This is a genomic window from Vibrio sp. 10N.222.55.A1 (assembly GCF_041473835.1).
GTDB classification, from domain to species: Bacteria; Pseudomonadota; Gammaproteobacteria; order Enterobacterales; family Vibrionaceae; genus Vibrio; species Vibrio crassostreae_C.
On the sequence record NZ_JBFRSX010000087.1, the window covers coordinates 25,765 to 51,366 of the forward strand.

The 25,602-nt window shown below is 44.9% G+C and carries 25 protein-coding genes; 12 read left to right on the forward strand and 13 right to left on the reverse strand.

The features are described from left to right. Positions 1 to 27: 27 nt before the first annotated feature. The 4 genes from AB4493_RS20835 to AB4493_RS20850 all read right to left on the reverse strand — a co-directional run bounded on the left by AB4493_RS20835 (position 28) and on the right by AB4493_RS20850 (position 3,377). Positions 28 to 1,386 (reverse strand): Na+/H+ antiporter NhaC family protein, encoded by a 1,359-nt coding sequence (locus tag AB4493_RS20835; protein WP_136973830.1) that lies wholly within the window; start codon positions 1,384 to 1,386, stop codon positions 28 to 30. Between the two features lie 189 nt (positions 1,387 to 1,575). Beyond that, positions 1,576 to 2,340: a hydratase gene (locus AB4493_RS20840; RefSeq protein ID WP_017060576.1), complete on the reverse strand. Its 765-nt coding sequence runs from the start codon at positions 2,338 to 2,340 to the stop codon at positions 1,576 to 1,578. Between the two features lie 205 nt (positions 2,341 to 2,545). After that, complete coding sequence (locus AB4493_RS20845; protein ID WP_017060575.1) at positions 2,546 to 2,851, reverse strand: DUF3861 domain-containing protein; 306 nt, start codon at positions 2,849 to 2,851, stop codon at positions 2,546 to 2,548. 34 nt (positions 2,852 to 2,885) lie between these two features. After that, positions 2,886 to 3,377, reverse strand: coding sequence for a DUF2798 domain-containing protein (locus AB4493_RS20850; protein ID WP_017081271.1), 492 nt, complete (start codon positions 3,375 to 3,377; stop codon positions 2,886 to 2,888). Between the two features lie 97 nt (positions 3,378 to 3,474). Here AB4493_RS20850 and AB4493_RS20855 point away from each other — a divergent pair, with 97 nt between their 5' ends. After that, positions 3,475 to 3,900 (forward strand): MarR family winged helix-turn-helix transcriptional regulator, encoded by a 426-nt coding sequence (locus tag AB4493_RS20855; RefSeq protein WP_017060573.1) that lies wholly within the window; start codon positions 3,475 to 3,477, stop codon positions 3,898 to 3,900. Positions 3,901 to 4,011: 111 nt separating this feature from the next. Here AB4493_RS20855 and AB4493_RS20860 read toward each other — a convergent pair whose 3' ends face one another. Both AB4493_RS20860 and AB4493_RS20865 read right to left on the reverse strand, forming a co-directional pair. Beyond that, entirely contained in the window at positions 4,012 to 5,073 is a 1,062-nt protein-coding gene (locus tag AB4493_RS20860) for an MBL fold metallo-hydrolase (RefSeq protein WP_371725547.1), read from the reverse strand. 187 nt (positions 5,074 to 5,260) lie between these two features. Then, a complete protein-coding gene (locus AB4493_RS20865; RefSeq protein WP_136979405.1) occupies positions 5,261 to 7,045 on the reverse strand; it encodes an SgrR family transcriptional regulator in 1,785 nt (594 codons plus the stop codon). 602 nt (positions 7,046 to 7,647) lie between these two features. On the opposite strand from AB4493_RS20865, the gene rimK reads away from it, so the two are divergent. Both rimK and AB4493_RS20875 read left to right on the forward strand, forming a co-directional pair. Further along, positions 7,648 to 8,553 carry a 30S ribosomal protein S6--L-glutamate ligase gene (rimK, locus tag AB4493_RS20870; RefSeq protein ID WP_004740040.1) on the forward strand — a complete coding sequence of 302 codons (906 nt, stop codon included), beginning with the start codon at positions 7,648 to 7,650 and terminating at the stop codon, positions 8,551 to 8,553. A gap of 32 nt (positions 8,554 to 8,585) precedes the next feature. Continuing rightward, positions 8,586 to 9,014: a RimK/LysX family protein gene (locus AB4493_RS20875; RefSeq protein WP_004740039.1), complete on the forward strand. Its 429-nt coding sequence runs from the start codon at positions 8,586 to 8,588 to the stop codon at positions 9,012 to 9,014. A 146-nt stretch (positions 9,015 to 9,160) separates the two neighbouring features. Here AB4493_RS20875 and AB4493_RS20880 read toward each other — a convergent pair whose 3' ends face one another. Next, complete coding sequence (locus tag AB4493_RS20880; RefSeq protein WP_017060570.1) at positions 9,161 to 9,949, reverse strand: MBL fold metallo-hydrolase; 789 nt, start codon at positions 9,947 to 9,949, stop codon at positions 9,161 to 9,163. A 369-nt stretch (positions 9,950 to 10,318) separates the two neighbouring features. Here AB4493_RS20880 and AB4493_RS20885 point away from each other — a divergent pair, with 369 nt between their 5' ends. The 3 genes from AB4493_RS20885 to AB4493_RS20895 all read left to right on the forward strand — a co-directional run bounded on the left by AB4493_RS20885 (position 10,319) and on the right by AB4493_RS20895 (position 12,750). Next, a complete protein-coding gene (locus AB4493_RS20885; RefSeq protein ID WP_019824666.1) occupies positions 10,319 to 10,921 on the forward strand; it encodes a 2OG-Fe(II) oxygenase in 603 nt (200 codons plus the stop codon). A gap of 211 nt (positions 10,922 to 11,132) precedes the next feature. After that, complete coding sequence (locus AB4493_RS20890; RefSeq protein ID WP_136973833.1) at positions 11,133 to 11,852, forward strand: glycerophosphodiester phosphodiesterase family protein; 720 nt, start codon at positions 11,133 to 11,135, stop codon at positions 11,850 to 11,852. A gap of 160 nt (positions 11,853 to 12,012) precedes the next feature. Continuing rightward, positions 12,013 to 12,750, forward strand: a complete 738-nt coding sequence (locus tag AB4493_RS20895; RefSeq protein ID WP_372155755.1) for a sulfite exporter TauE/SafE family protein — start codon at positions 12,013 to 12,015, stop codon at positions 12,748 to 12,750. 92 nt (positions 12,751 to 12,842) lie between these two features. Here AB4493_RS20895 and AB4493_RS20900 read toward each other — a convergent pair whose 3' ends face one another. Then, complete coding sequence (locus AB4493_RS20900; protein WP_372155756.1) at positions 12,843 to 13,616, reverse strand: murein L,D-transpeptidase family protein; 774 nt, start codon at positions 13,614 to 13,616, stop codon at positions 12,843 to 12,845. 2 nt (positions 13,617 to 13,618) lie between these two features. Further along, entirely contained in the window at positions 13,619 to 14,101 is a 483-nt protein-coding gene (locus tag AB4493_RS20905) for a GNAT family N-acetyltransferase (RefSeq protein ID WP_065584882.1), read from the reverse strand. A 219-nt stretch (positions 14,102 to 14,320) separates the two neighbouring features. Between AB4493_RS20905 and AB4493_RS20910 the strand changes: the two genes are divergently transcribed. From AB4493_RS20910 to grxB, 3 genes are all read left to right on the forward strand, one after another. After that, positions 14,321 to 15,301 carry a Gfo/Idh/MocA family protein gene (locus AB4493_RS20910; protein ID WP_372155757.1) on the forward strand — a complete coding sequence of 327 codons (981 nt, stop codon included), beginning with the start codon at positions 14,321 to 14,323 and terminating at the stop codon, positions 15,299 to 15,301. 164 nt (positions 15,302 to 15,465) lie between these two features. Then, a complete protein-coding gene (locus tag AB4493_RS20915; protein WP_004733064.1) occupies positions 15,466 to 15,624 on the forward strand; it encodes a hypothetical protein in 159 nt (52 codons plus the stop codon). A 347-nt stretch (positions 15,625 to 15,971) separates the two neighbouring features. Then, a complete protein-coding gene (gene grxB, locus AB4493_RS20920; RefSeq protein WP_102394180.1) occupies positions 15,972 to 16,604 on the forward strand; it encodes a glutaredoxin 2 in 633 nt (210 codons plus the stop codon). Positions 16,605 to 16,763: 159 nt separating this feature from the next. Here the strand turns inward: grxB and AB4493_RS20925 are convergent, their stop codons facing one another. Beyond that, entirely contained in the window at positions 16,764 to 17,597 is an 834-nt protein-coding gene (locus AB4493_RS20925; RefSeq protein WP_372155758.1) for a pyruvate, water dikinase regulatory protein, read from the reverse strand. Between the two features lie 178 nt (positions 17,598 to 17,775). On the opposite strand from AB4493_RS20925, the gene ppsA reads away from it, so the two are divergent. Continuing rightward, positions 17,776 to 20,148, forward strand: a complete 2,373-nt coding sequence (ppsA, locus tag AB4493_RS20930) for a phosphoenolpyruvate synthase (RefSeq protein ID WP_048609039.1) — start codon at positions 17,776 to 17,778, stop codon at positions 20,146 to 20,148. 119 nt (positions 20,149 to 20,267) lie between these two features. Here ppsA and AB4493_RS20935 read toward each other — a convergent pair whose 3' ends face one another. Further along, the gene (locus AB4493_RS20935) at positions 20,268 to 21,059 is read right to left on the reverse strand and encodes a hypothetical protein (RefSeq protein ID WP_017060557.1); all 792 of its coding nucleotides are present in this window, start codon (positions 21,057 to 21,059) and stop codon (positions 20,268 to 20,270) included. A gap of 66 nt (positions 21,060 to 21,125) precedes the next feature. Further along, positions 21,126 to 22,481, reverse strand: a complete 1,356-nt coding sequence (locus AB4493_RS20940) for a serine hydrolase (protein ID WP_102394183.1) — start codon at positions 22,479 to 22,481, stop codon at positions 21,126 to 21,128. Positions 22,482 to 22,573: 92 nt separating this feature from the next. Here AB4493_RS20940 and AB4493_RS20945 point away from each other — a divergent pair, with 92 nt between their 5' ends. Continuing rightward, positions 22,574 to 23,548: a helix-turn-helix domain-containing protein gene (locus tag AB4493_RS20945; protein ID WP_372155759.1), complete on the forward strand. Its 975-nt coding sequence runs from the start codon at positions 22,574 to 22,576 to the stop codon at positions 23,546 to 23,548. 262 nt (positions 23,549 to 23,810) lie between these two features. After that, positions 23,811 to 25,145, forward strand: coding sequence for an MATE family efflux transporter (locus tag AB4493_RS20950; protein WP_017069196.1), 1,335 nt, complete (start codon positions 23,811 to 23,813; stop codon positions 25,143 to 25,145). A gap of 108 nt (positions 25,146 to 25,253) precedes the next feature. On the opposite strand, the gene AB4493_RS20955 is transcribed toward AB4493_RS20950, so the two are convergent. Beyond that, complete coding sequence (locus AB4493_RS20955) at positions 25,254 to 25,481, reverse strand: hypothetical protein (RefSeq protein ID WP_029236461.1); 228 nt, start codon at positions 25,479 to 25,481, stop codon at positions 25,254 to 25,256. Positions 25,482 to 25,602: the final 121 nt, after the last annotated feature.

Here is a 25,602-nt window from a genome sequence, read left to right on the forward strand (position 1 = left end):
GTGATCACTCAGTTTGGTCAATTACTACTAAGCGTTAGCCACTTTACGCGCTGGGTGTTTAATAAACACAGCGACTACAGCCACGATTGCAAGCGCGAAACAGTAGTAAGAGTTAGACACGATCTCTAGCGGCGATAGGTTAAACACAGAGCCCAATAGCAACACCTGAGCACCGTAAGGCAATACGCCTTGAATCACACACGAGAAGATATCCAACAAGCTTGCAGAGCGACGTGGAGATACATCGTTCTCTTCAGCTAATTGACGAGCAACACTACCAGAAACAATGATTGCTACGGTGTTGTTTGCCGTACATAGGTTCACCATTGATACCAAGCCAGCAATACCTAGCTCACTTGCGCGGCCATTTGCTTGCTTAGAGTGTGAAGAACCAAACGCACGAATCAAACCGCTCACTAAGTTAGTCAGAAACGCTAATCCACCTTGGCGACGCATCAACTCACTCAAACCACCAATCAGCATCGACAGTAAGAAGATCTCTTGCATGTTACCAAAGCCTGCGTAGATGTCTTGAGCGTAATCCGTCATACCGTAGTTCTCAATAGAACCTAGGCTCACTCCACCCGCTAGCAAGATACCAATCGTCAACACAACGAACACATTCATGCCCGATACCGCAAGGATTAGGATAGTGATGTACGGAAGGACTTTCAGCCATTCAATTGGGCCTGTTTCAGGTACCTGAGTTGCCGTGCTGTTGAAAGCAAAGATAACAATCGCGATAAGTGCAGCAGGAAGTGCAATGCGGATGTTCTCTTTAAACTTATCTCTCATCTCACAGCCTTGCGAGCGTGTCGCGGCAATCGTGGTATCAGAGATGATAGAAAGGTTATCACCAAACATAGCGCCACTTAGCACTACGCCAGCGGTTAGAGGAATACTCATGCCAGCTGAGTCAGCAATGCCTAGTGCAACAGGAGCAACCGCAGCGATAGTACCCATAGAAGTACCCATTGCCGTCGCAATGAACGCCGAAATAAGGAAGATGCCCGGTAGGATCATGCTCGTTGGGATAGCAGATAGACCAAGGTTTACCGTCGCGTCCACACCACCAGAAGCTTTAGCCACAGCAGCAAAAGCACCCGCCAATAGGTAGATCATACACATTGCAATAATGTCTTTGTGACCCACACCACCTAAGAACTGCTCGATCGCACGGTTCAATTTATCTTTGCTCAATAGCAACGCCAACATCACGGCAGGCAGAGCCGCAATCGGAGCTGGAAGCTGATAGAAAGCAAAATCGACGCCTTGTAGCGACAGATACGTACCCACGCCAATAAACAGCGCAAGAAAGACAATCAGAGGGATAAGCGCCACTGCAGAAGGGGCAATTACCGCGTTAGAATTTTTTGAATTGGACATGGAACGACAACACAATAGAACAGGAAGGTGAGCAGACTAATGTCACACTTAGAACTTGTCAACGTCTAGACGTCTAAACGCCTAATTTAATGCAAAGTAATAAGAACCCTATTGAGCATCACGTAATAAAAAAGGCTATTTACTCATCAGTAAACAGCCTTTCGATAACAGATAGTGCGCCGCTAGAAGTTAGCGTTTCTGCTTGAACGTCACTTGGTATTCGCCAATGCCTTCGTAGTGGAAGGTCGTTGGTTTATCGAATTCCATTTCCACGATACCGCAGTAAGAGCCCGTGATAATGGCTTCACCCGCTTGGAAATCAACACCACGACGTGTCATGTAGTTAATCAGCCAGTAAATTGGGCTTGGTGGCAGTGTATTCGGGTGCTTACCGTCGAATGCTTGAACTTGCTCGCCTTGAGTCACTTCAATACTGATCTCTGCAGAAGTGAACGCTTTTTCGCGATCAATCTCAGAGCCAATAAATAGACCTTGGTTTACTAGGCCATCGGCCAGCTTTTCATAGAACTCAGCGCCGCTGTCATCCGCAAAACGAGACTGCATTAACTCAAGTGCCATGTGGCAAGAACCAATCGCTTCGTTGATTTGCTCTTCGCTGTAGCCTTCTTGGCTTGCAGGCAGGCTCTTAGCAAGCGTAAATGCGATTTCAGGCTCAACGCGTACTACGCCGTTGTCAGCAAACAGTTCACAAACTTCGCCTTGTTGAACGCTGCCCGAGAAGATTGGCGCAACAACAAACTTGTCTTCAGCCAGAGGAAGTAAGCACTTCCAACCGCCGACTTTATCGCTTTTCAAATCGATCATTGAAGATTGGATCTTTAGCGCATCTTCCAAGTTATTCGGACGGTACTGTTCGTCCAATCTTGGTGCTTTGGTGCCAGCAACACGACGACTCAACAGTTCTTCAGCTGCTTGTTTAAATACATTTGTCATATAATACCACCTTTAGTTTTATGACCAGTATAATATCGGATTTCTTAAAGCTTGAATAGACAATTCAACAACGGTGCTACACCGAAAATTCAGCCATCAATTTTCGCATATTCTAGACGCAAACAACTGAAACTATTTTGATTTAAATGTAAAAAAGCCAGTAAGTTCGTTACTGGCTTTTCGATGTGTTGCTGATGGTTAGGCTTTACTGCCCTTTCAACGTCTTCTTCAAATTCTGCATGAAGTTTCTGAAGTGAGGCATAAAATCAACAAACAGAGGGTGTTTTCTATCTTGCATCATCAATGGGCCTAACAAGCGAATGCTCACTCCTAGTCGCGCTGCTGATTGCTCATCTAAGCCGCTGTCATGTTTGATCTTCTCAACAATCGCGAACATATCTTCTCTGTCTTCAATTTCAAACTGCATGGTTTGAAGTTCACGATCTTCTTTGATGTTCACTTCTTCGATAGTGATACGGTAGTTATTGTGTTTGCCTGTGAATGCTTTCATTTGGACCTCCTAAAATGCTTAAAAAGTGTTTTGGTTAGCTCTTCATGAATCGTTCGAGCTTAGGTTTAACCGTCATCGACATCACGACCATGATCGCAAGGCCAATGGGAAGTGCGGCAATAAATCCATTAAACCATCCACTGGTAAACGCCGATGTATCCGAAAATCCAATGTTATTTGCCGCTGTTACAAATGCCATCATGGACTCCATTATGAATGCCATGATCAGTCCTACGATCAGGTTGCGAACTTTCTCGCTATAAGTTGTGAACACTCTAGCAACGGCTTTGGTGACTAAAGCCATCATCACCGTGCCCATTGGCATCATGATCACGACAACAAGGGCTAACGAAGAAAGCCAGTTGCCAATAAATTCCTCGCCGAATCCGACATTCATGTAAGTCATCACAGCCGTTAAACTGCCGCCAATCGTCAGCATTAAGCTCATCATGACCAAAACTTTGTATAAAACCGGTGTGCCTTTTTGCTCAGGAAGAGTTGGCGTTAGAGTTGCTTGAATCGTCATATCTATTTCCTGTCTTGAATTTACGAACAATTAAGTTGATAATGTCAACTATAAATACAGTAGTTGATAATGTCAACTATATTTCTAAGGATAGTTTATGTCTGATAACACATCGCTAGAATCAATCTTTCGTCTAGTGCACTCTTTGAAACGTCAAATGAGCGAACAGATTGAGAGCTTAGACTCAGAGATCGCACCTATGAACATTCGTGTCATGAAGATCATTACTAAGAAGTCTCCATGTACCGCTATCGATATCGCACACTTCCTAGATCGTGATAAAGCACAGGTCACTCGGCTCATTAATGCCTTGATCAATCAGGAACTTGTGAAGAAGTCTCCGAACCCGGAAGACAAGCGCAGCCAGTTATTGGTTCTGACTGATAAGGGTCAAGAGATCATGAGTAAGGTCTCGGATATCGATCGAGACATGCTGAAGAGAATGACCAAAGGCATGGCCGAAGACGAGTTAGAACAATTCAGAAAAATTGCGAAGAAAATGGCGCAGAACTTAGAAAGCTGATCTTAAAAATAAAACGAAAAAACGCCACCGAATCGTAAGATCGGTGGCGTTTCGTGTATAAGTTGGGTTGTACAGCTTAGTGGTTTAGCTATGTCTATTTGGATGACAGCTCTAATTCGATGCTAGTTTCCACCATGCCTGAACAGGTACAGGCTCTGAGATCACCAAACGTTCACCCATCACCGGGCTTACCATTTGTACATCTCGCTCTTTGCTTATCGCCAGTGCTTGTTCCATTGGGTCTTGCCAATCATGCATAGAAAGGTCGAAGGTACTGTTGTGGATTGGCATCATCACCTTACCTTGCAGATCAATGTGTGCCTGAACACTCTGTTCTGGGAACATATGAATATCCGCCCAAAGTGAGTTATACGCACCCGTTTCAACCATGGTTAAATCAAACGGCCCAAAACGGTCGCCAATCTCTTTAAAGCCATTGAAGTAACCAGAATCACCGCTAAAGAAGACTTTCTTGTCTGAAGCGTTAATAACCCAACTGCCCCACAGTGTTTGGTCACGATCAAGCAAGCCACGACCAGAGAAATGCTGTGTCGGTGTCAACGTGAACTCAATGTCTGAGGCCGTTGCCGATTCCCACCAGTTCAATTCGATGATCTTCTCTTTATCCACGCCCCACTTTTCCAACAGTGCGCCCACTCTTAATGGCACTAAGAACGTCCCTACTTTGTCGGCTAATACCTTCACGGCACCTTTGTCTAAATGGTCGTAGTGATCGTGGCTGATCACCACCACATCAATATCGGGTAGGTCTTGCAGTGTGATTGGTGTCGGATGAAAACGCTTTGGTCCCATCCATTGCACCGGTGATGCACGATCACTGAACACAGGGTCAGTCATCACTAACTTGCCATCCAGCTTCATCATCACGCTTGAGTGACCTAAGCGGTAAGCAACGTCGTCTTGTTCTTCGATCAATTGCTCAGCTGTCATTGGAATCAAAGGCAATGCAGCGCGCGGCACTGGCTCGTTTCTTTCCACAGTCACGTATGCTTTCAAGATTGAAAAAATATCAGACATACCCGATTTGTATTCCAACTCACTGTTAGCAAACTTCTTTGGAAGCTTATCTAGATTGTCGTTTGATTGTGAACCTGTGCTTACGATAGCGACCACGGCAAGTACTCCTAAAATCGGTAATAGATATTTTTTCATTGGTATCTCTTTAACCGTTGGGATAGACCCAACACATAAACTACACCGACTAGTTTATATGCCAAAACCAAAAAGTAAACCACCGAGTGTAATTTTTAATTTATCTAGACGTAAGCGTGTCAAAGTCGATTTTGGAAAAACCAACTTTGGCAACGAGTTAACTTAGTTATTTAGCTAGTCAGAAAGGTTAATCAGCAGACCATACATTCTTGAAATCTGGCCATCCCCAGTTGGTGATGGCTACGTTTTTAAGAATCCCTTGGAAACGAACGGTCTGTAAGTGATGGAACATAGGCACTAACCAATAATCTGAGATCAGAGTAGACGCGATAGGTTCTAGCTCTGCCAAGTAATTAGGCAGTTCCACGGATGCTTTATGACTATCCAAGCGCTGCTTGAGCCAATCGCTGTTCATCTCTCCTAAAGCAGAGTGCAAAACAGGATCGTTCATCATCCACGAGAACAGCGAAGACGGAGCATTGTCATCGAGGTTCAAGTTACACAGCACCAAGTCCTCCTTTAACTCGCCACTCTGAGATAACTGAGCCAATTCTCGAAAACTGTAGGTGTTCACCTCAACTTCCACACCATATCGTTTGAGTATGTCAGATACGCAAATCGCACATCGATACAACGCATAATAATCGTAAACCGCTATACTCATCTTTTTCGGCAGTTGTGTCTCTTTCGAAGGCGTTCGATACAATTTCTGCCAACTTGGCAGTATATTTTGAGCTAAAGAGACACTAAACAGACCCTTGTTATGTTCCAACTGTGACAAAATCGCTTGTGGGTTGGTCAGTTGTGAAAGGTATTTGCGCTGCTCATTATTTAGTGGGTTAGCCGCTGAGTTCTGATTGAACAGGATAAACAAGCATCCATCCTCGACTCGGCTACGAAGGCCGTCTGTGTCTGCTGAAACAAGTTCCGCATCGCTTTTCCCTAATTGATGGAAACAAGAAGAATTTCCATAAGGCGATACGTGCATTTGGCTGTCATCGAAACGAGCAGTGCCCGTCATTGATTCCTCAAACTGCCAGATAGTCACCTCATCGGTTAACGAGCGGCAACCATAATAGTGTTCAAATGCGGCAAGCTTGATTCGTTCATTATTGGTCTCAACCACTTTGAAGGGGCCGGTTCCAATCACAGCATGAGAGACCGAATTTAATGGCGATGGCTCTCGTGTGACTTGCGCAGCAGGTTGAATCGAATACTTAACGCCAGCCAATAAGCCCGCGAACCCGGTGTCTGCTTTGGTGAGTTGAAAGCTGATCCTCAATGGCTGTTCACTGTAGATGGAAGAAACATGATCTAACTCAGCTTGATAGAAAGGCAGAGCTTGTAAAGCAGTAAACAAAGCAACCAGCTGCTTGGCATCAACTGGCTGACCATCATGAAATGTCAGACCGGGGCGCAGATAGAAAGTCCAAACCAGTTGCTCAGTGTCATATTCCCAATGGTGAGCTAGTTCAGGCTTTAACTCACCTTTACCATTACACGTCACTAGGCAGCTAAACACCTGTCTGATCAAAAATCGTTCGCTACTGCGGTGTATATGGTGCGGAAACAAATCCTCAAACTTACGCTTATAGGTTAATTGAACGTGCAGCAGCCCTTCACGCATGGTCGCGCCGGAAGTTTCTTGCAGTAAAGAACCAAACACAGCGCGGTCATTATCCAATATGGAAAGTGCTTTTTCGTACTTGCCCTGCTCTATCAGTTTAATTGCAACATGCTGCGCCAACTCTGAATTGCTAAAACGCAGTGTTAAGTTAGAGCGTTGATTCCTGCCAACTTTTGGCTCCCACACCACCCATTCAGCTTGATGCATCTTACCAAGTAAAGTTCGAGCGTGACGCAAGCTTGTAAACAGCATATCCGCTACTTCGGCTAGGGTGACTGAATGAGAAATGTTTGGCTCGAACGATTCTAGCCGCGTGTAGTAACGCATCATGTTTAGATCAGACAAATAGTGAACCTTTTAAAGATAGCTCTTCCTAATTAAGCTCATTATAAAACACATTCATCAAAAAGTAGTGTAATGCGACCAAAACAGGAACAACCAATAAAAATACCATCTGTTTTTTAGTTCCTCTTAATTATCCATAATGAACGGGTCAGCAACAAACCATAGGTTGTAAATAAAGCCTAACCAGAGAGAGTAATGACCATGAGAAAATACTATCTTAACAAGCTAAAAAGCACCTGCAGTAAGCTCGAAAGAGAAGCACTACGAACACTTTTAGATCTATGTAACTGGCGTTATTAGTACACTTTTTAGCACCGAGTAAACGCGAGTTGGGTACAACCTAATATGCTCCTACCCCCAATATGAGTTAGGTCTCAACTCGCTTTTCCATTCCAATTCCCCTCTCAAGCCTGCTGTACCAATAACTCACACAATCGATAAATTTCCGTTGTCGACTCGACAAATTTAATTCGTTTTCTTAGTTGAACGAAAAGCCTTAAGGTTCGCCCCGAAGCAAGCAAGGAGCCTCAGAAAAAACTGAAAGCTCAGCTAACAACTCATTTATTTGCAGTTACCAATCAGGTATTAACTAAGGAAACGCCATGCGTATCGCAATTCTTTCTCGCAACGAAAATCTATACTCTACCGCTCGTCTAAAGCAGGCTGGAGAAGCACGTGGTCATCAGGTCGATGTTATCGACACGTTGCACTGTGATATAGATATCGCGAGTAACAATCCGAAGATTCGCTACATGGGTGAAGAGCTACCTCAATACGATGCTGTTATTCCACGTATTGGCGCTTCCATTACCTTTTACGGAACTGCGGTTGTTCGCCAATTCGAAATGATGGGCACTTTTTGTATCAATGAGTCAGTAGCAATCAGTCGTTCTCGCGACAAACTGCGCTCACTACAACTGTTGTCTCGCAAAGGTATTGGCTTACCAAAAACAGGTTTCGCTAGCCGCCCAGACAAAATTCAAGACCTGATCAAAAACGTAGGTGGCGCACCACTTGTGATCAAGCTACTTGAAGGTACTCAAGGTATCGGTGTAGTTCTAGCTGAAACAAACAAAGCAGCAGAAAGCGTTATCGAAGCGTTCATGGGTCTAAAAGCGAACATCTTGGTTCAAGAGTTCATTGAAGAAGCAAATGGCGCAGACATCCGTTGTTTTGTTGTTGGCAACAAAGTAATTGCTGCAATGAAGCGTCAAGCTGGTGAGGGTGAATTCCGCTCTAACCTGCACCGTGGTGGTACTGCTCAACTGGTTAAACTAACCAAAGAAGAGCGCGCAACAGCAATCAATGCAGCGAAAATCATGGGACTAAACCTATGTGGTGTAGATATTCTACAATCTAAGAACGGCCCAGTGGTAATGGAAGTAAACTCTTCTCCAGGCCTAGAAGGCATCGAGAAAGCAACGGGTAAAGATGTAGCAGACATGATTTTCGAGTTCATCGAGAAGAATGCAAAACCAAACGCTAACCGTACTCGTGGCAAGGGCTGATTGAATACCGATAACTCATGATTGGAAAGAAAATGAACAATAAAATGATCATAGGGAATACCGAAGCACTTTGCTTACCAGAGTTAGGGATAACTGGACTACATACACGTGTTGATACAGGGGCTAAAACCTCTTCTCTACACGTAGACAATCTACTATGTGTTAAATCAAATGGTGAGAAATTCGTAGAGTTCGACCTTCACCCAGACGTTTATCACCTAGAAGAGACGGTGCGCTGCAAGGCGAAACTGAAAACAAGTAAGAAAATTAAATCATCTAACGGCGAAGTTGAACACCGTTGCGTGATTGAAACCATGCTAAGAATCGGTGGCCAACAATGGCCGATCGATATCACGCTAAGCAACCGTCAAGACATGACTTACATGATGTTGCTTGGACGTCAAGGCATGAGTGACAAAGTGATTGTTGACCCTGCGGGTGAATTCCTGCTGACTCACTAATCCGAGTCATCGTAGCCGCTCCACAGGTTATAACTAAAGCTACTCACAACGATATAAGGCCAGTCTCATGACTGGCCTTATTGCTATCTATTTTTCTATTTCTACTTTCAGCTCTGAATACACGACTTTGCATTCAAGCTTCTGATCTATTTCTTCGATTTACCATGAGATTGAAAACCAAATCGCCCAATCGATAAAAGTAATTTCTTGGTTTTGATTTTCGTCACTCGCCAATGTGTAACAGGCCTTCTTGGGGCACTCATCAACAGGTGTTCAAAAGCCTTCTGACTGAAATCGACTTGCCCACCATGCGCCACCAGCAAGGTATCGAGCTGCATGTCATAAATGCGCGATACAGACGCTCGATACTTATTAGGGTGAAAGATAGGAAACGGCGGAATCAGCTTCTTCTTAACCTCGACCATTAAATCGGCCACATAAGCCACGCTGTGTGATGGGCAATAGACCGAGAGATCACGGTCGGTATGGCCCGGTGTTTCAAGAACCAACCAATCATCAAACCCTGGAATACTATCCCCATCAGACAGCTTGTAGTCCGGCTTTAACTTTCTTGAATACCATAGGTTTGCTTTAGGCTTGCCTAAGCGGTTCGCCATCCACCTAGCAAGCGCTAAGTCGGTCAGGTGCATCAAAATGCCATCGATGCCGTGATACCAATCTTTGTCTCGGTTTGCTGCCACCAAGTTACAGCTCGTGAGCTTTCTGAGCTTGTGCGCTGCCCCTGCATGGTCAGGATGCATGTGTGTAACAACCACAGTATGTAGGTCGCTAAATTCACGGCCAAGCTCATCTTCAATGAAAGCCCTAAGATGAGGAATATCCGCACGGCACGCACCATCAAGTAACAGCAACCTATCTGGGTACTCTACGAGATACATGTCTTGGATATAGCCTTTGATGGTATGCAGCTGCAAAACCGCTCCTTGTGATAAAACAACTGGTCAGACCTATACAATAGCAAATTCAACTTCAATTGTGATCATTTTGTTAAAGACAACAATCTAAAACCGGATAGAGAACCCGAATCAAGATTTCTATTGGTATTCACTCAATTACTCAATTCCAATTCAACTCAGTGCACAGGAACAAATTCCAAAGATTGCCATCAATTTCATCCGATATTTTTCAGCATTATCGAATGCCCGCATTGCCGTAAACCTTACTCTATAGGCCTTGCTACTCTAGCCTCCACATGTTTTATCGTGACGACAAAACATGTGATTTGTTGGCCTGAGTTATTAGGACTATATATGCGCCTCTAATTTATTGTCTGAGTGCTATACATGAACCAATTAATCGATGCTCTTTCTACCCAAGGTTATTTCGTTTGGGATGACTTCTTAACTCAAGAAGAAGTGGTGGCATTGAGGGATTGCATTCCAGAGAACTGGAAAAAGGCTAGGATTGGCCGTAACGATGAAGTAACGCGAGAGTCGACCATTCGTAGTGACAAGATTCAATGGGTGCGCCGCGATATGGGTCAGCCAGCATCTCTGTTCCTAGACAAAATGGAACAAATTCGTTTAGCGGCAAACCAAGCGTTCTTTTTGGGTCTGTTCGAGTACGAAGCGCACTTTGCTAAATACGAAAAAGGCGACTTCTACCAGAAGCACTTAGACTGCTTCAAAGGCAATGAGAACCGCCGTCTGACTACCGTGTTCTACATGAATGACGAGTGGACAGAAGAAGACGCAGGTGAGCTTGTAGTTTACGACCTACAAGACAATCACATCGCAACCATTCCGCCAAAATCAGGTCGTCTGTTTGTGTTCTTATCTGAGCAGTTCCCACACGAAGTTCTGCCAACCAACACAGAACGATTCAGTATCGCAGGTTGGTTCCGTATCAACGGCGTGAAAGACAACCAACTCGATATCGCACACTAAAGCGAGGTTCGGGTCAAAGCCTCATCTCATCCAAAGCCTCTCCACTCGAGAGGCTTTTCCTCTTAGTACTGCTAGGAAAGTACTAAGAGGAAAATATCACTTTTATGAGCCGAATCCTGTGTAGAGACTCTTGCCCAGCAATTACTCTGGCGTATTCGGGAAAACTGATATTTAATAAATATTTACGATGCGCATTCAAGAAGGATTAATTATGTCATCTATCATCGTAGGTCACCGTGGTGTAGCGGGTACTCACCCAGAAAACACCAAAGCAAGTATTGAACAAGCCGCTAAACTTGGCTTGAAATGGATTGAAGTCGATATTCAGCAAACTCAGGATGATGAGCTTGTCGTTTGCCACGACCACACTCTCGAGCGCTGTAGTGATGGCAAGGGTCGTGTCGACGAGCACACCCTTGCAGAACTGCGTCAGCTCGATTTTGGCAGTTGGAAGTCTGAGCAGTTCGCTGGTGAAAGAATATTGACGTTGGAAGAGTTGCTCGCGCTTGTTGAGCAGCATGATCTCAGCGTGAACTTAGAGATCAAAGTCGACAGTCGACATCAAGCGCCTCATGTCGTTGATTTGCTGCATACCGAGTTGATTCGTTCAAATCTAGACACCGACAGAGTGCTGCTTTCAAGTTTCAGCCATCAAGTGGTTTCTGAAATGGCTCTTCACCTGCCGAGATACCGCGTAGGTGTGATCACAGAGCAGCTGACTCAAGCCGACTTGATGTTGATTGACGAGGTTAAAGCGTTCAGCTGTCACATGAACTACGAGCATGTGAATCAGAGCGATCTTGATACACTCAGTGAAGCAAATATTCAAACTTGGTGCTACACAGTAAACGATCCCTCTCACTTCAAATTCATCTCAAAAGTAGATGCCGTATTCACTGATCTTCCGAATCAATTTACCTCTATAAATTGACCAAGCGAATACTGCAAAAACAACCCCGAGAGACTTTAAAATTAACTCTCGGGAAACCTTAAAATTAGGTAGCAAACACAAGTGAGTAGGAGTACATTCCGCTACTCACTTGGTTTCATTAGCTCGCTCTATTTAGACAGCTTCATTGGTTACTTAATTTATGGATCTCATTTTTAGTCCAACCTTCCCAATTTTGGGTGCAATCTTCATTTTCGCCGCTATTGTTCGTGGCTTCTCAGGTTTCGGTTTCACCTTAGTGGCATTGCCATTAAGTGCGTTATTCGAGCCTGTTATCGAACTGGTTCCCGTCTTCATGTTGATCGATCTCCTAGGCAATGTTCAATTACTGCCTAAAGTTCGAAAGCACGTTAACTGGCGCTGGGTTTTAAAGGTGTTTATCCCTTGTTTTGCCTTCACACCAGTCGGCCTACTTCTGCTTAAATCCGTTAGCCAAGACACGATCATCTTGATCATCAGTGCCTTCATTTTTGCGTCTGCGCTTATGATCTATAAAGGCTTCCAGTACAAAAGCGAACCTAGATTTGCTCCCTATATTCTAGGCAGCCTTGCAGGTGTAATGAACGGCGCGGCTTCGATGTCAGGACCTCCAATTGGCACTCATGCATTGGCAAGCCCAGTCGCTCCGCACATTGCTAGAGCCGGACTGATAGCCTTCTTTGTATTGGCTGATTCCACTGCGTTTGTTTCGGCATCTATCGCTGGGTTAGTCGACCGCGATGTAGTTTGGCTGACTCTCGCGCTTCTACCAAGCAGCATGTTTGGCGGTTATGTGGGTTCTAAACTGTTCGAAAGATTTGGTGGAGCGAAGTTTAAGCCAGTCACCATTGCATTGCTGATTGTGATTGCAATATTCAGTGCAGGTCGAGTCATACTGTAACTGGCTTTAGCGGTTAAGTTTGGACGTTGCTTTTACGAATTGATTGCGCTAATTGACTGCGGAAAGTGATTAAGAAAACTGGGTACCAATGACTACCATTCGATATGGATAGGGGTACCCATTTTTACAAGTTGGAGAAACTCATCCATATCTTGATTGGTTAACGCGATACAGCCATCCGTCCAATCAAAACTTTGAATAAAGCTCGGCGAACGACGCTCGCCGTTTTTGATGCCATGGATTTTGATGTTTCCTCCAGGATCTACATCATTTTGCTCTGCCCATTGCATATCCGAAGGTTGCGGATAGTTAATATGTACTGAGCGATAAAAGTCCGACTCTTCCATCACATAATCGAGCTGGTATTCCCCTTCCGGCGTTCGGTTGTCCCCTTCAAAGCGTTTATGCCCTTTCGGTTGTTTGCCTAGCGCAATACGAAACTCCTGAATCACCTCTTCACCTTTTAGCAGATACATCCTACGTTTCGATTTATCGACTTTAACTAACGTAACCACTTGCGACAGCGAATCTATCTCAGATGCGCTATCCGGTACGTTGTAAAACTGTCGAGAGGAACTTTGAGGTGGACGTTTCGATGACCCTTGAGAAAACTGAGCTACCTTTTCATCAGGGCTACTGTTAAGAACATCATCCACAATAATCACATGCTCGGAGTTTGAGCTCGTGGAAGAGGTTGAGTTAGATGAAGACGTTGAGACACGTTGAGAATGAGCCAGTGCAGACTCGAATACGATGGTTTCGATAACGGTCGCGTCAGAGACTATTTTCTCGACCACGACTTGCTCAGCATTCGCGTTCGAAGCCACAAACAGTAAACACAGTGATAAAGGCAGAAACAGACGCACCTTTATATCTCCTCAAAACGCATGGACATGGTTCGTGACTGAGTTTCCATTCCTAACGACTCATAGAAACCCTGAGCTTGTTGGTTAAACTCCATTACCTCCAACCTAAGTTCTATCGCTCCTCTCGCCTGCGCCCATTGATTAAAAGACTTCATTAACGCTCGACCAGCACCTTGGCTCTGAACCTGATCGTTCACCACAATCGTATTGACCCTTGCCACCTTGTGCGGCTGAATAAAACTGACCCCTTTGTTCTGCGTTACCTTACCCGCTAAAAAACCAACGACTTGCTTGTCATCGACTGCAACCAAGAAAGCGCCAAGTGGGTCAAGCATCAAACCTAACCAATACTCTTCACTGTCGGCCAAGCCTTGTGACGCTGGTGCAAATACCATAGGCGCACCAAGATGATGTTGACGGTTTATCTGCTCAGAGAGCGCTAAGATCGCGTTAATATCAGTTACCTTGGCCGTCCGGATTTGCATATCATCACCTTGTTTGAATTCAATAACACCTTAGCAAAAATGGCTTAGTTGTGCACCGTTACACTGGTCAACTCAGACGCTCTGTGAAGGCTGAACATTAATATTAGGCACTATGTTTAGGGAAATTGTTCCGTAAATCTCAGGCACATTGCCAGCCGTTGAGTGCTACTATCTCTGCAGAATCAATATACTAACGACGACTAACGACTGGATACCTATATGATTAAGTTTGCTGTAATTGGAACCAATTGGATTACACAAAAGTTTGTTCAAGCTGCGCACGAATCTCAATCGATGCAACTTGCTGCGGTTTACTCTCGAAATCTAGACAGCGCGGCACAGTTCGCCCAAGAATTTGACGTTGAAACCACGTATGACTCACTCGACGCATTGGCCAATGACAACACTGTAGAAGCCGTGTACATCGCTTCCCCTAACTCACTGCATTGCGAGCAATCTATCTTCATGATGGAACACGGCAAGCATGTTATCTGTGAAAAGCCGGTTGCATCAAATATTGATGAAGCAACACGCATGTTCGAAGTCGCTGAGAAAAACGGTGTGGTGCTGTTTGAGGCGTATAAATCTCAATTCCTACCGAACTTTAAGCAAGTTCAACTTGGGTTAGAAAAGATTGGCAAGGTACATAAAGCACACATCAACTACTGCCAGTATTCATCGCGCTACCAAAAATACCTAAACGGCGAGAACCCAAATACCTTCAACCCAGCTTTTTCTAACGGCTCATTGGTCGATATTGGCTTTTACTGTGTTGCCGCGACAGTCGCGCTATTTGGCAAACCTGAAAACGCACAGGCTTCTGCAAAGCTACTTGATTCAGGTGTCGATGCTCATGGCTGTGCGATCTTCCAATACCCTGAGTTTGATGTGACCCTTGCGCACTCCAAAGTCAGCGACTCTTATGCGCCAAGCGAGATCCAAGGTGAATTAGGGGCGATCATCATCGATCACATCGCTGAATGTACTGACGTTAAGATCCGCTACCGCGATGGCACGGTAGAAAACCTTACTCAAGCACAAAGCGAAAACTCCATGAGTTACGAAGCGCAGGCCTTTGCTAGCTGCATTACTGGCGACAACGCAACACAAGCGCAGGCCCAACTGCGCGCTTTAACGGTTGCGAAGTTAATTACAGAGATGCGCCAACAAGTTGGTGTAGTGTATCCAGCGGATAAATAACGTCACAGCGTAAGTTAACAAACTGATTTTTAATACATAATTATTTATACATAACTGAATTTAATCTTTACGACAAATAACCGGATTAGTTGATTGAGGTCCCATCTGTTTAAATCCGCGTTCGATATCTATCGTATTTATTTAATTTATTGAAGGTGTGTAAAGTGTTTTCAGTTGATGATCGCGTTGTAGCAACAAAAGGTGTTGAACTAGGTGAAATGGTAGTAACTGGCCTAAGTGCTGGTGGCGGCTACGTTCACGTTACAACGGTAGAAGGCGCAATGACGCTTACTTACCCAGCGCAAGATCTTAAAAAAGCATAGTTTAACCACTCTGCCCTTTTAGTAGTCACTCTACTAAAGGTAACAAAATTGAGGCTTTGGCTGACTTCACTCTTCTGCATTAGAGTAAGCAGCCAGAGCCTTTTTTATGCCCGTCATTTACCCACCAGCTTTCTCATTAGCTTACTCGTTACAATAAAACCGCACTCAACTGACAATAGAATTAGGCAACGAGTTTCTACACTAGGTGCTTATTCTCATCGTTCTCTTGATATTCCCGTGCACTTAATCGCAGTGAATAGTTCTTGTTAACAAAGGCTTATTGTCTGCGAAAGTTTCTGGTACATTAGCATCATCTTATACTAAGAAAGACCCGAATGAGGGAAGCTATGAAGCTTTACATTTACGATCACTGCCCTTTCTGTGCAAGAGTCTCCTACATTGCTCAATCGCTAGGCTTGAACATTGAGCTTGTTTCTGTCGATTATGATGATGCCCAAACCCTTATCGATCTGATCGGTAAAAAGATGGTACCCGTCTTACAAAAAGACGATGGCTCTATCATGGCAGAGAGCCTAGATATCATCGCGTACTTCATGGACTTGAAATCAAGCGATGAACAGCGTGTGCCATCTGAGCAAGTGACTGTGTTCCAAACTCGCGCATTCCCTCTTACTCAACAGATTGGACGCCCACGTTGGTGGAACCTCGACTTGGCTGAATATCGCTCTGCTGGAGCTAAAGAAGCTTGGCGTGCCAGTAAAGAGACCGAAGGTTTTAACTTTGAAGAACTGTTAGAAAAGACGCCTCAGTTCGTTCAACTGATTAACCCATTACTGAAAGATGCCGAACTCTTACTGGATCTAGAGAATGGTGAGTCATCACTGCCTCTAGTCGATCAAGCGGTGTATTTCTCGATGCTTCGTGGCTTTTGCGTAGAACCAAGCATCACATGGCCACCAGCACTTGAACGCTGGTTAGAAAAGAAAAGTGAAACGCTAAAGCTGTCTTTACTTCGCTAGAAAGCTATCTCGATTAAGAAAGCAAGCTCTGATTAAGAAAACAAGCTCTGACTCGCAAGCGACTACAACGAGCACAAACAAAAAATCGAAGCTCTCAGGTGTAAACTGCGAGCTTCGATTTTCTTTTATCTGGCCATTCTATTTCTCTAAGGCTTTGTCTTACAGCAGACGCCTTCTCAAACCTGTTCGCTCCAAGATTCGTGTCGAAATTTCTTCAACCGATAGTGAAGAGGTGTTGATGTAAGGTATCGCTTCTCGACGGAACATCGCCTCTACCGTTTGCAATTCATACAAACATTGTGAGTCACTGGCGTATTCGCTGCCTGCTAAGCGGTTCTCACGAATTTCAGTGAGCCTTTCTGCATCAATGGTCAAACCAAACAGCTTATGTCGGTAAATCTCAAACTCTGGCAACAGCTTTAAGCGTGCCAAGTCATCGTGGATAAATGGGTAGTTTGCTACGCGTAAGCCAAACTGCATCGCCATATACAAACTTGTTGGTGTTTTGCCACTTCGAGAAACACCCAACAAGATGATGTCGGCTTCTTCCAGCCCTTTTAGCGTGATGCCATCATCATGCGCGAGCGTGTACTCAATCGCAGCAATACGGTCGAAATACTTCACCGAGTCCTTGTTTACACTGCGTGAGCGCTGCAACTTAGGAACAGGCGCCATCTGAATGTCATCCTGTACTTTCTGCACGATGCTCTCTAACACGTCATAACAGTGCGCGGGCGCTTCTAGCAATTTGTTTTTGATATCAGGTATCACAATCGAAAAGAACACTAGCGGTTCTAATCCGGTATCACGATACGAAATTTCAATCTCTTTTAATAAATCAGAAAGTTTGTCCTCACTTTCCACAAACGGAAAGGTTTTTTCATTGGCTTTGAAAGGGAATTGACCTAGAACAACATGCCCTAAAGTCTCACATGTTATGGCCGTTCCATCAGAAACATAGAATACATCACGACTTTGGATATCAATTTGCATTTTTTATTTAATGTTTAAAATTATTTTGAGTAGGATGGGAACCATAATATATATAACGAAACCCTGCTGACTATTACGTCCCCCACAGCTTTAAAAAATAATTTACATTTTTTTAAACTGATACGTAATCGTTTGCCTTTAAATCCCTACAATGCTTGCTATGTTTCTGGAGAAATAAATGCAAAATAATACCCTATGGTTCAATGGCCTATCCATGGAAGATGTCGACAAAGTCGGCGGTAAGAACGCCTCACTGGGCGAGATGGTTTCTAACCTGTCCAATGCTGGTGTTTCTGTACCTAATGGTTTTGCTACCACCTCTTATGCGTTTAACGACTTTCTTGACTACAAAGGTCTTGATGAGCGCATCCACCAACTACTTGATGAACTTGATGTTGAAGACGTTGACGCCCTGCGTAAGACAGGTGCAACGATTCGACAATGGGTTCTAGATGCACCCTTCCCAGAATCACTAGAGCAAGACATCCGTGAGAACTACCGTGAGCTAATTGAAGACAACGAAGAATTGTCTGTAGCGGTTCGTTCATCGGCAACCGCAGAAGATCTTCCAGATGCTTCTTTCGCAGGCCAGCAAGAAACCTTCCTTAACGTGAAAGGCATCGACGCGGTACTCGAAGCAACCAAGCACGTTTACGCGTCACTGTTTAACGACCGCGCTATCTCTTACCGTGTACACCAAGGCTTTGACCACCGTGGCATTTCATTGTCTGCGGGTATCCAGCGCATGGTTCGCTCAGACAAAGCCTCTTCAGGTGTGATGTTCACGCTTGATACTGAGTCTGGCTTCGACCAAGTGGTATTCATCACCTCTTCTTGGGGCTTGGGTGAAATGGTTGTACAGGGCGCAGTGAACCCAGACGAGTTCTACGTTCACAAGCCAATGTTAGAAGCGGGTCACTACCCAATCGTTAAAAAGACGTTTGGTTCTAAGTTGATCAAGATGATCTACTCGACCAATCAAGAAATCGGCAAGCAAGTCGATATCATCGACACCGACACTCAAGAGCGTAACGAGTTCTCACTCAACGATGAAGAGATCAAAGAGCTAGCAAAACAAGCGATGATCATCGAGAAGCACTACCAACGTCCAATGGACATTGAGTGGGCGAAAGATGGCATCGACGGCAAGCTTTACATCGTTCAGGCTCGCCCAGAAACCGTATGTTCTCAAAGCGATCAAAACGTTATCGAGCGTTACGAGCTAAACAATAAGGCGGATGTCTTGGTTGAAGGCCGCGCTATCGGTCAGCGTATCGGCTCTGGCCCTGTTCGCTTGGTTGATTCTCTAGACCAAATGTCACTGGTTCAAGAAGGCGACGTGCTGGTAACTGACATGACAGACCCAGACTGGGAACCTGTGATGAAGAAAGCGTCTGCGATTGTGACTAACCGTGGTGGCCGTACTTGTCACGCTGCGATCATTGCTCGCGAGCTTGGTATCCCAGCGATTGTTGGTTGTGGTACAGCAACAAGCAGCCTAAACGATGGCGATACCGTGACAGTGTCATGTTCAGAAGGCGAAACAGGCTACGTTTACAACGGCGAACTCGATTTTGAAATCAAACGTTCTGAGGTTGATGAGCTACCAATGCTACCAACCAAAGTAATGATGAACGTGGGTAACCCAGATCGTGCCTTCGACTTTGCACAAATCCCGAACGAAGGTGTTGGCCTTGCTCGTCTAGAATTCATCATCAACAAGATGATCGGTATTCACCCTAAAGCGCTGCTTAACTTCGATGCACAAACGGATGAGCTAAAAGCGGAAATCAACGAACGTATTCGTGGCTACAAAGATCCTATCGATTTCTACGTAAGCAAATTAACAGAAGGCATCGCGACTATCGCTTCTGCATTCTGGCCTAAGCGTGTGATCGTACGTATGTCTGACTTTAAGTCGAACGAGTACAGCAACCTAGTCGGCGGTAAAACGTTTGAACCGCATGAAGAGAACCCAATGCTGGGCTTCCGTGGTGCATCTCGTTACATCTCACCAGTATTCGAAGACTGTTTCGAGCTAGAAACTCAAGCGATCAAACGCGTTCGCAACGAAATGGGCCTTAAGAACGTTGAAATCATGATCCCATTCGTTCGTACTCCAAGCGAAGCGGCATCGGTTATCGACATTCTGGCTAAATTCGACCTTCGCCGTGGCGACCAAGGTCTGAAAGTGATCATGATGTGTGAGCTACCATCGAACGCAATCTTGGCTGATGAGTTCTTGAAGTACTTCGATGGCTTCTCTATCGGCTCAAACGACATGACGCAACTGACACTTGGCCTCGACCGAGATTCAGGCGATGTGGCACACCTCTTCGATGAGCGTAACCCAGCCGTGAAAGCAATGCTGAAAATGGCGATCGATGCGGCAACCAAAGCGGGTAAATACGTGGGTATTTGTGGCCAAGGCCCATCTGACCATGACGACCTAGCAGAGTGGTTAATGGAGCAAGGCATCAGCTCTGTTTCACTAAACCCGGATACGGTTATCGATACGTGGTTGAAGCTAGGTAACGTTGCTAATAAATAAGTAAATAAGTAAATAAGTAAATAAGTAAATAAGTAACGCTTCACGCGGTACCTTAACGACAAAAGCCAGTCACGTTGACTGGCTTTTTTAGGTTCTTTCCAAATTAGCTGGCTAGAGCGCTAGAAGTAGTATCTCACACCAACCCAAGCTTCGGTTTGCCAACCATTCGGCATTGGCACACCTTTCACATCAACATCCGCTTTGGTAATGTCATAGCGCGTATTCAACCACCAAGTTCTTGCAGTGTTCATCGGCACATTTAACGATGTTTTAAATGAGAAGTTTTGCATGTCGATATCATCACCAGAAAGATCTTGCCACTCAGGAACCAAAGACACATAAGCGCCAGAGTCACCGAGATGCTTCGCGGTAATCAAACCAAGCGAGTATCCCGTTAAATCATCTTTAGATGAAGTGACGCCAGGGATCTCCATACTACCAGTCATCAGTCCTGCTCTTGGAAATACCAGGAATCCACCGGTATAAGCTGGATTAATCGCAACAACACCGCCAACCGACAATAAGTCATTTTTAATACTGTTGCGCGTATTAATATAATCTAATGAAAGACCCACTTTAGGCGTAGCTTTCGTCCCTGTTTCAAAGACGTGGAAGTACTGAATTCTAGAGTTGCTGTACTCTGTACCGAATTTGTCTGGATCGCGAAGTGCTGTGTTGCTTTCATCGACAAACGTCCCTTCGGCCAGTAGGGCAAACTGCTGACCGTTTTCTAAACCGCCAGAAACTTGCCCTTGAAATTGGATATCTGAACTACCATTCAGCATCAATGCAGCTTGAGTATAAACTTTAGTGACATCAGCAGGATCGATAACACGTTCGGAATCTGAATCGGCATGTGCAGGAAGGGCTAGACCTAAACTCAACGGGATTAATAGAGCAAACTTTTTCATTATATCTCTCGAAAGTCGTTTGCTTCCTCCTTGAAGCCTGGAACATCCTGTTAGGTAATAAATAGATTACTTGTCAGCAAGTAGTTTTGCTGCCGAACGCATTAGTGCAGGGCCTTTATTCTCACCAAAACCTGAGTGGTATGGGTTGGTTGAGAACATCACACCCACAAAGTCACGCGCCGGATCGATGTAAATAAATTGGCCTAGGTTGCCGCTTTTCGACATCGCACCATCGTTGAAAATGAAATCAAACTGGTATGCGTTGTAGTCTGCTTTTTCGTTGTATGCGTGCAGTGAACTGCTCTCTTTACTAGTACCTACGAATGCTTTTGGATCACCGCCGTTGCGGATACGATCAATCACAGCTTGTGACACCACTGGCTCATCAGCCACCGCTTTCCAGCTAGGTGTAAATAGTGTTCCCCAGCGAGCCATATCTTCTACCGTTGATGAAACCAAGCCAACCGCGATCGCCATGCCATCTGGCGTCAAGTTGAATTGCATTGGTTGACGTGCGTGCACTTTTGACCAAACACGATCTTCGAATACTTGAGTCCAAGTTTTGTTTTCAACGTTTTCAACTAACTTAGTCAGCACCATGGTGTTGATAGATGCATAACGGAAGTGGTCACCGGCTTTTTCACCTGCGAGCTTTTGCGCGCCCTTAGCCACGTCCATCCAAGTTTCCATCTCACCCGTTTTTGCTCTTGGTGAGTTAAACGATGCCGCAAAGAAACGCACCACATCAGAGTCTGGGTTCAAGATAGACTCTAATGTCTCTTCATTGTCTAGAGCGGTCGACATGTTCAGAACTTGGTGTACTGTGATGCCATCCCAGTTCGTTCCTTTCAATTCAGAAACATACTCAGCGATCTCTTTTTCAGGGTCGACTTTGCCCTCTTCCACTAACATTGCGATCACTGTGCCAACCGTCGTTTTTGCTGTAGATGCCCAAACGTGCGTATCTGTCGGCTTCATACCTGGGTAAGCTTCGTAAACGATCTCCCCTTTGTGAATCAACATAAAGCCTTGGGTACGGAACTGTTCATCCGCCAAGTACTCATCCATTGTCAACTGACCTTTGCTTTCAGTATCAACTTTCAGTGCAGCGAGTCGTGGGTCGATATTTTTGACTAAAGGCTTGTACTCTTCGTTTGGAGCCGCCAGTGCCGTTGGTAGAAACTCACTCATGTGCATGTTGTAGTAAACGCTGTGGTCGCCGCCCATCTGCCAATGAAAGTTATTGAATAACTCACGAGCTGAGTCAGTAAAACTTGGGGTAAATGCTGTGCTCGCCTCTTTCACGGTCAAGGTAACTTGAGCACCTTCAACTTTCAGAGCTTCTTCAACTGGGTTTGCTGCAAGAGCAAATGATGATGGGGTCGCTAACGATACTAGAACGGCAATGTGTTTAAGTTTCATAATTGTTCTCCTGTTTGGGTTAGGAAAAGTATAGGGAGATGCGCTACACTTAATTAGGTCACTTGATGACATTTAATGGTAGGCACAAAACAATGAAAGCATCATCGAACACCACCAGCATACTGCTCACTTCGACCAGTAACATTGCTCCATATATTCAGTATTGTGACAAACATAGACTGGGTTGGCGCACCGTCGCCGTTGCGTGCGGTCTACCCATTGAACTGACACAATCCAATCAATGGCTTCCTACACAAGACGTGATTCGCTTCATTCATGGCCTTGAGCGTAAGTTTGGCTATTCGATAGGGATTGAGGTTGGACGTAAGGCCTCTCTAGAGCAATTGTCATCTGAGCTAGACCGAAAAATTGAACAATGCACTTCTCTCGAGCAAGCGGTACGCTGCTTGATTACTGAAATATCGACCTTAAGTAATCACGTCACCATATGGACGGAAAAAAGCGATGGATTGTGGTGGCTGTGTCATCGAAGTTGCTATCACCCATCGACCTCAGGTTTTGAACAAGCAGAATGGTTTCGCGCCCTGACCGTGATTAGCCTATGCCGTAAGTTCATTGACAGTCGCTGGCAACCATCACACGCCAAGTTGGTCTCTAAGAACAACAGCGCACGTAAATTACCTAAGCATTTCTTTGATTCTGATATTCAGTTTGAAGAGCAATACGGTGCGTTCTCGATTCCGCTGCCCGATGATTATCGTGCCATTTCAGAACGAAATAGTACCCAAGATTGGCATCACGCTGTCGAGATATTAATAGACACCTATGCGACTCTACCTTGGTTCAATATTGAGTGGTTTGCGACCATGCTCGGCATGACAAAACGAACGCTGCAGAGAAACCTGAAGAGCAAAAACATTCTCTTTAAACAAGCCAAAGAACAAGTTCGGGAAGCTAAAGCAAAACAGCTACTTGAAGAGACCAACCTTTCTGTTCAAGACATCAGTTGGCAAGTGGGTTACAGCGACTTGAGTAATTTCAATCGTGCATTCAAAGGTTGGGTTGGAGTCACGCCACCAAGTTATCGGGATAAAGCGAAACATTAGAAATAGTCGAATGGAAAACCTTTAGACCCAATCCGCTAATATAAAACTCAGAAACAAGATACGACACCTTAAATTTCAATAAGCGAACGCATAAAGTTGCATTGCACAATGCTCACATACCGATGAAACTGTGCAAAGGTAATATCGATAGATTTAATGACATTTATTGGTATCGAGCTAACGTTACGTTATCCTTTACGCAATTCTTCATTGAATGGATTGTCACTACGACAAACCTACCTTCAAGACTGATAAGAGTGTTATGAATTCTACGACCGCAACTCCCTCGCCTTCTCTTGGCCGACAACTCTATACAATGACATGGCCAATGCTGTTTGGGGTGCTCTCCCTGATGAGCTTCCAACTTGTAGACAGTGCTTTTATTGGCCAGTTAGGCGTACTGCCGCTCGCGGTTCAAGGCTTCACGCTACCAATTCAGATGATCATTATCGGGATTCAAGTCGGACTAGGCATCGCGACAACGGCTGTGATCGCGAGAGCTATTGGGGCTAACGAGATACGCTATGCCAAACAGCTCGGCGGATTAGTCGTTGCGATGGGCAGTGTGAGTGTCGCGCTGTTCTCGGTCATCATCTATCTGTTGCGTGGTCCTATTTTACAACTCCTCGATGCACCACCGACGGTACTGCCGATCATTGATTATTACTGGATCTATTGGCTGGTAAGCTCTTGGACAGGCGCACTGCTCTACTTTTTCTACAGTGTGTGTCGTGCCAATGGTAATACCATGCTGCCCGGTTCCATGATGATCGCGACCAGCATCATCAACTTGATATTGGACCCGATTTTCATATTCACGCTCGACATGGGCATCAACGGAGCCGCGATTGCGACCATCTTGGCGTTCGGTGCGGGTATCTTTATCGTTGCTCCTAAGGTAACTAAGAAGCATTGGATGACATTCGACTGGCACGATCTTGATATCGGCAAGAGTATTCGTTCTATAGGAAACATCATGGGGCCTGCGATGATCAGTCAGCTACTGCCACCAGTCTCTTCGATGCTCGCCACCAAACTGCTTGCAGGCTACGGCACAGCAGCCGTTGCAGCTTGGGCGCTAGGTTCACGTTTTGAGTTCTTTTCGATTGTTGCAGTGCTTGCTCTGACTATGTCGATGCCACCTATGATTGGCCGAATGTTGGGAGAAAAGAACCTAGGGAACATACGTAGTCTTGTGAAGATTGCCGTGATGTTTGTATTAGGATTCCAATTGGTGATCGCACTGGTAACTTGGATGTTCTCTGGCGGGTTGGCAAATCTCATGACCAGCGAAGACGAAGTCTCGACCATTTTGAACTACCACTTACTTATCGTTCCTATCAGTTTAGGGCCGTTGGGTATCTGTATGCTGATGGTTTCTATCTCGAATGCGCTTGGTAAGTCTTATACTGCCTTAACGATATCAGCACTGCGCCTGTTCGCCTTCTTCTTGCCTTGCTTGTGGATTGGTTCGCAGCTTGCTGGTATTGAAGGCCTGTTCTGGGGTGCCATGGTGGGTAATGTGCTTGCCGGTACATGTGCTTGGTTTATGTACCAACGCGCACTTGGGCAAGTCGAGGCTAAGCTTTCTAATTAATCAGTTAGCGAACTAAACGGCTTGCCAGCTAAACCGCTATAAAGTTATTAAACGAAAAAGCAGCCACTTAGGCTGCTTTTTTAATTTCAGACTTAAAATATATTGGGGTTAGACTTGCTCAAAGTAAGCCAAAAACTCACCGCAATCTTTTTGGAATGGTGGCAATATTTCTGCTAGTGTTTCATCATCCCAATGCCACCATTCAAAGCTTTCTAATCGCCCGGCATAGCTAGGAGCATCAAACCGAGGACGCAGTTGCCAAACGCAATCGAGTATGGCGGCACGCCTTAAGCAGCGGTTGCCAACGAAAACAATCAACATAAATGAGTTAATCATTCCATTGTATCAAAGTACTTCACCAGCCTAAAACTGCAGTACTTCAGTTTCATTCGGGACCATTTTAAAAGGAAGTTATTTTAAATACCCGAATTCCCTATGCTAATACCAATTAAAGTAA

Excerpts from the sequence above, each read along its gene's own strand:
- AB4493_RS20835 (WP_136973830.1), bottom strand. The coding sequence starts at position 1,386 with ATGTCCAATTCAAAAAATTCTAACGCGGTAATTGCCCCTTCTGCAGTG.
- AB4493_RS20840 (WP_017060576.1), bottom strand. The coding sequence starts at position 2,340 with ATGACAAATGTATTTAAACAAGCAGCTGAAGAACTGTTGAGTCGTCGT.
- AB4493_RS20845 (WP_017060575.1), bottom strand. The coding sequence starts at position 2,851 with ATGAAAGCATTCACAGGCAAACACAATAACTACCGTATCACTATCGAA.
- AB4493_RS20850 (WP_017081271.1), bottom strand. The coding sequence starts at position 3,377 with ATGACGATTCAAGCAACTCTAACGCCAACTCTTCCTGAGCAAAAAGGC.
- AB4493_RS20855 (WP_017060573.1), top strand. The coding sequence starts at position 3,475 with ATGTCTGATAACACATCGCTAGAATCAATCTTTCGTCTAGTGCACTCT.
- AB4493_RS20860 (WP_371725547.1), bottom strand. The coding sequence starts at position 5,073 with ATGAAAAAATATCTATTACCGATTTTAGGAGTACTTGCCGTGGTCGCT.
- rimK (WP_004740040.1), top strand. The coding sequence starts at position 7,648 with ATGCGTATCGCAATTCTTTCTCGCAACGAAAATCTATACTCTACCGCT.
- AB4493_RS20875 (WP_004740039.1), top strand. The coding sequence starts at position 8,586 with ATGAACAATAAAATGATCATAGGGAATACCGAAGCACTTTGCTTACCA.
- AB4493_RS20885 (WP_019824666.1), top strand. The coding sequence starts at position 10,319 with ATGAACCAATTAATCGATGCTCTTTCTACCCAAGGTTATTTCGTTTGG.
- AB4493_RS20890 (WP_136973833.1), top strand. The coding sequence starts at position 11,133 with ATGTCATCTATCATCGTAGGTCACCGTGGTGTAGCGGGTACTCACCCA.
- AB4493_RS20895 (WP_372155755.1), top strand. The coding sequence starts at position 12,013 with ATGGATCTCATTTTTAGTCCAACCTTCCCAATTTTGGGTGCAATCTTC.
- AB4493_RS20905 (WP_065584882.1), bottom strand. The coding sequence starts at position 14,101 with ATGCAAATCCGGACGGCCAAGGTAACTGATATTAACGCGATCTTAGCG.
- AB4493_RS20910 (WP_372155757.1), top strand. The coding sequence starts at position 14,321 with ATGATTAAGTTTGCTGTAATTGGAACCAATTGGATTACACAAAAGTTT.
- grxB (WP_102394180.1), top strand. The coding sequence starts at position 15,972 with ATGAAGCTTTACATTTACGATCACTGCCCTTTCTGTGCAAGAGTCTCC.
- AB4493_RS20925 (WP_372155758.1), bottom strand. The coding sequence starts at position 17,597 with ATGCAAATTGATATCCAAAGTCGTGATGTATTCTATGTTTCTGATGGA.
- ppsA (WP_048609039.1), top strand. The coding sequence starts at position 17,776 with ATGCAAAATAATACCCTATGGTTCAATGGCCTATCCATGGAAGATGTC.
- AB4493_RS20935 (WP_017060557.1), bottom strand. The coding sequence starts at position 21,059 with ATGAAAAAGTTTGCTCTATTAATCCCGTTGAGTTTAGGTCTAGCCCTT.
- AB4493_RS20940 (WP_102394183.1), bottom strand. The coding sequence starts at position 22,481 with ATGAAACTTAAACACATTGCCGTTCTAGTATCGTTAGCGACCCCATCA.
- AB4493_RS20945 (WP_372155759.1), top strand. The coding sequence starts at position 22,574 with ATGAAAGCATCATCGAACACCACCAGCATACTGCTCACTTCGACCAGT.
- AB4493_RS20950 (WP_017069196.1), top strand. The coding sequence starts at position 23,811 with ATGAATTCTACGACCGCAACTCCCTCGCCTTCTCTTGGCCGACAACTC.
- AB4493_RS20955 (WP_029236461.1), bottom strand. The coding sequence starts at position 25,481 with ATGATTAACTCATTTATGTTGATTGTTTTCGTTGGCAACCGCTGCTTA.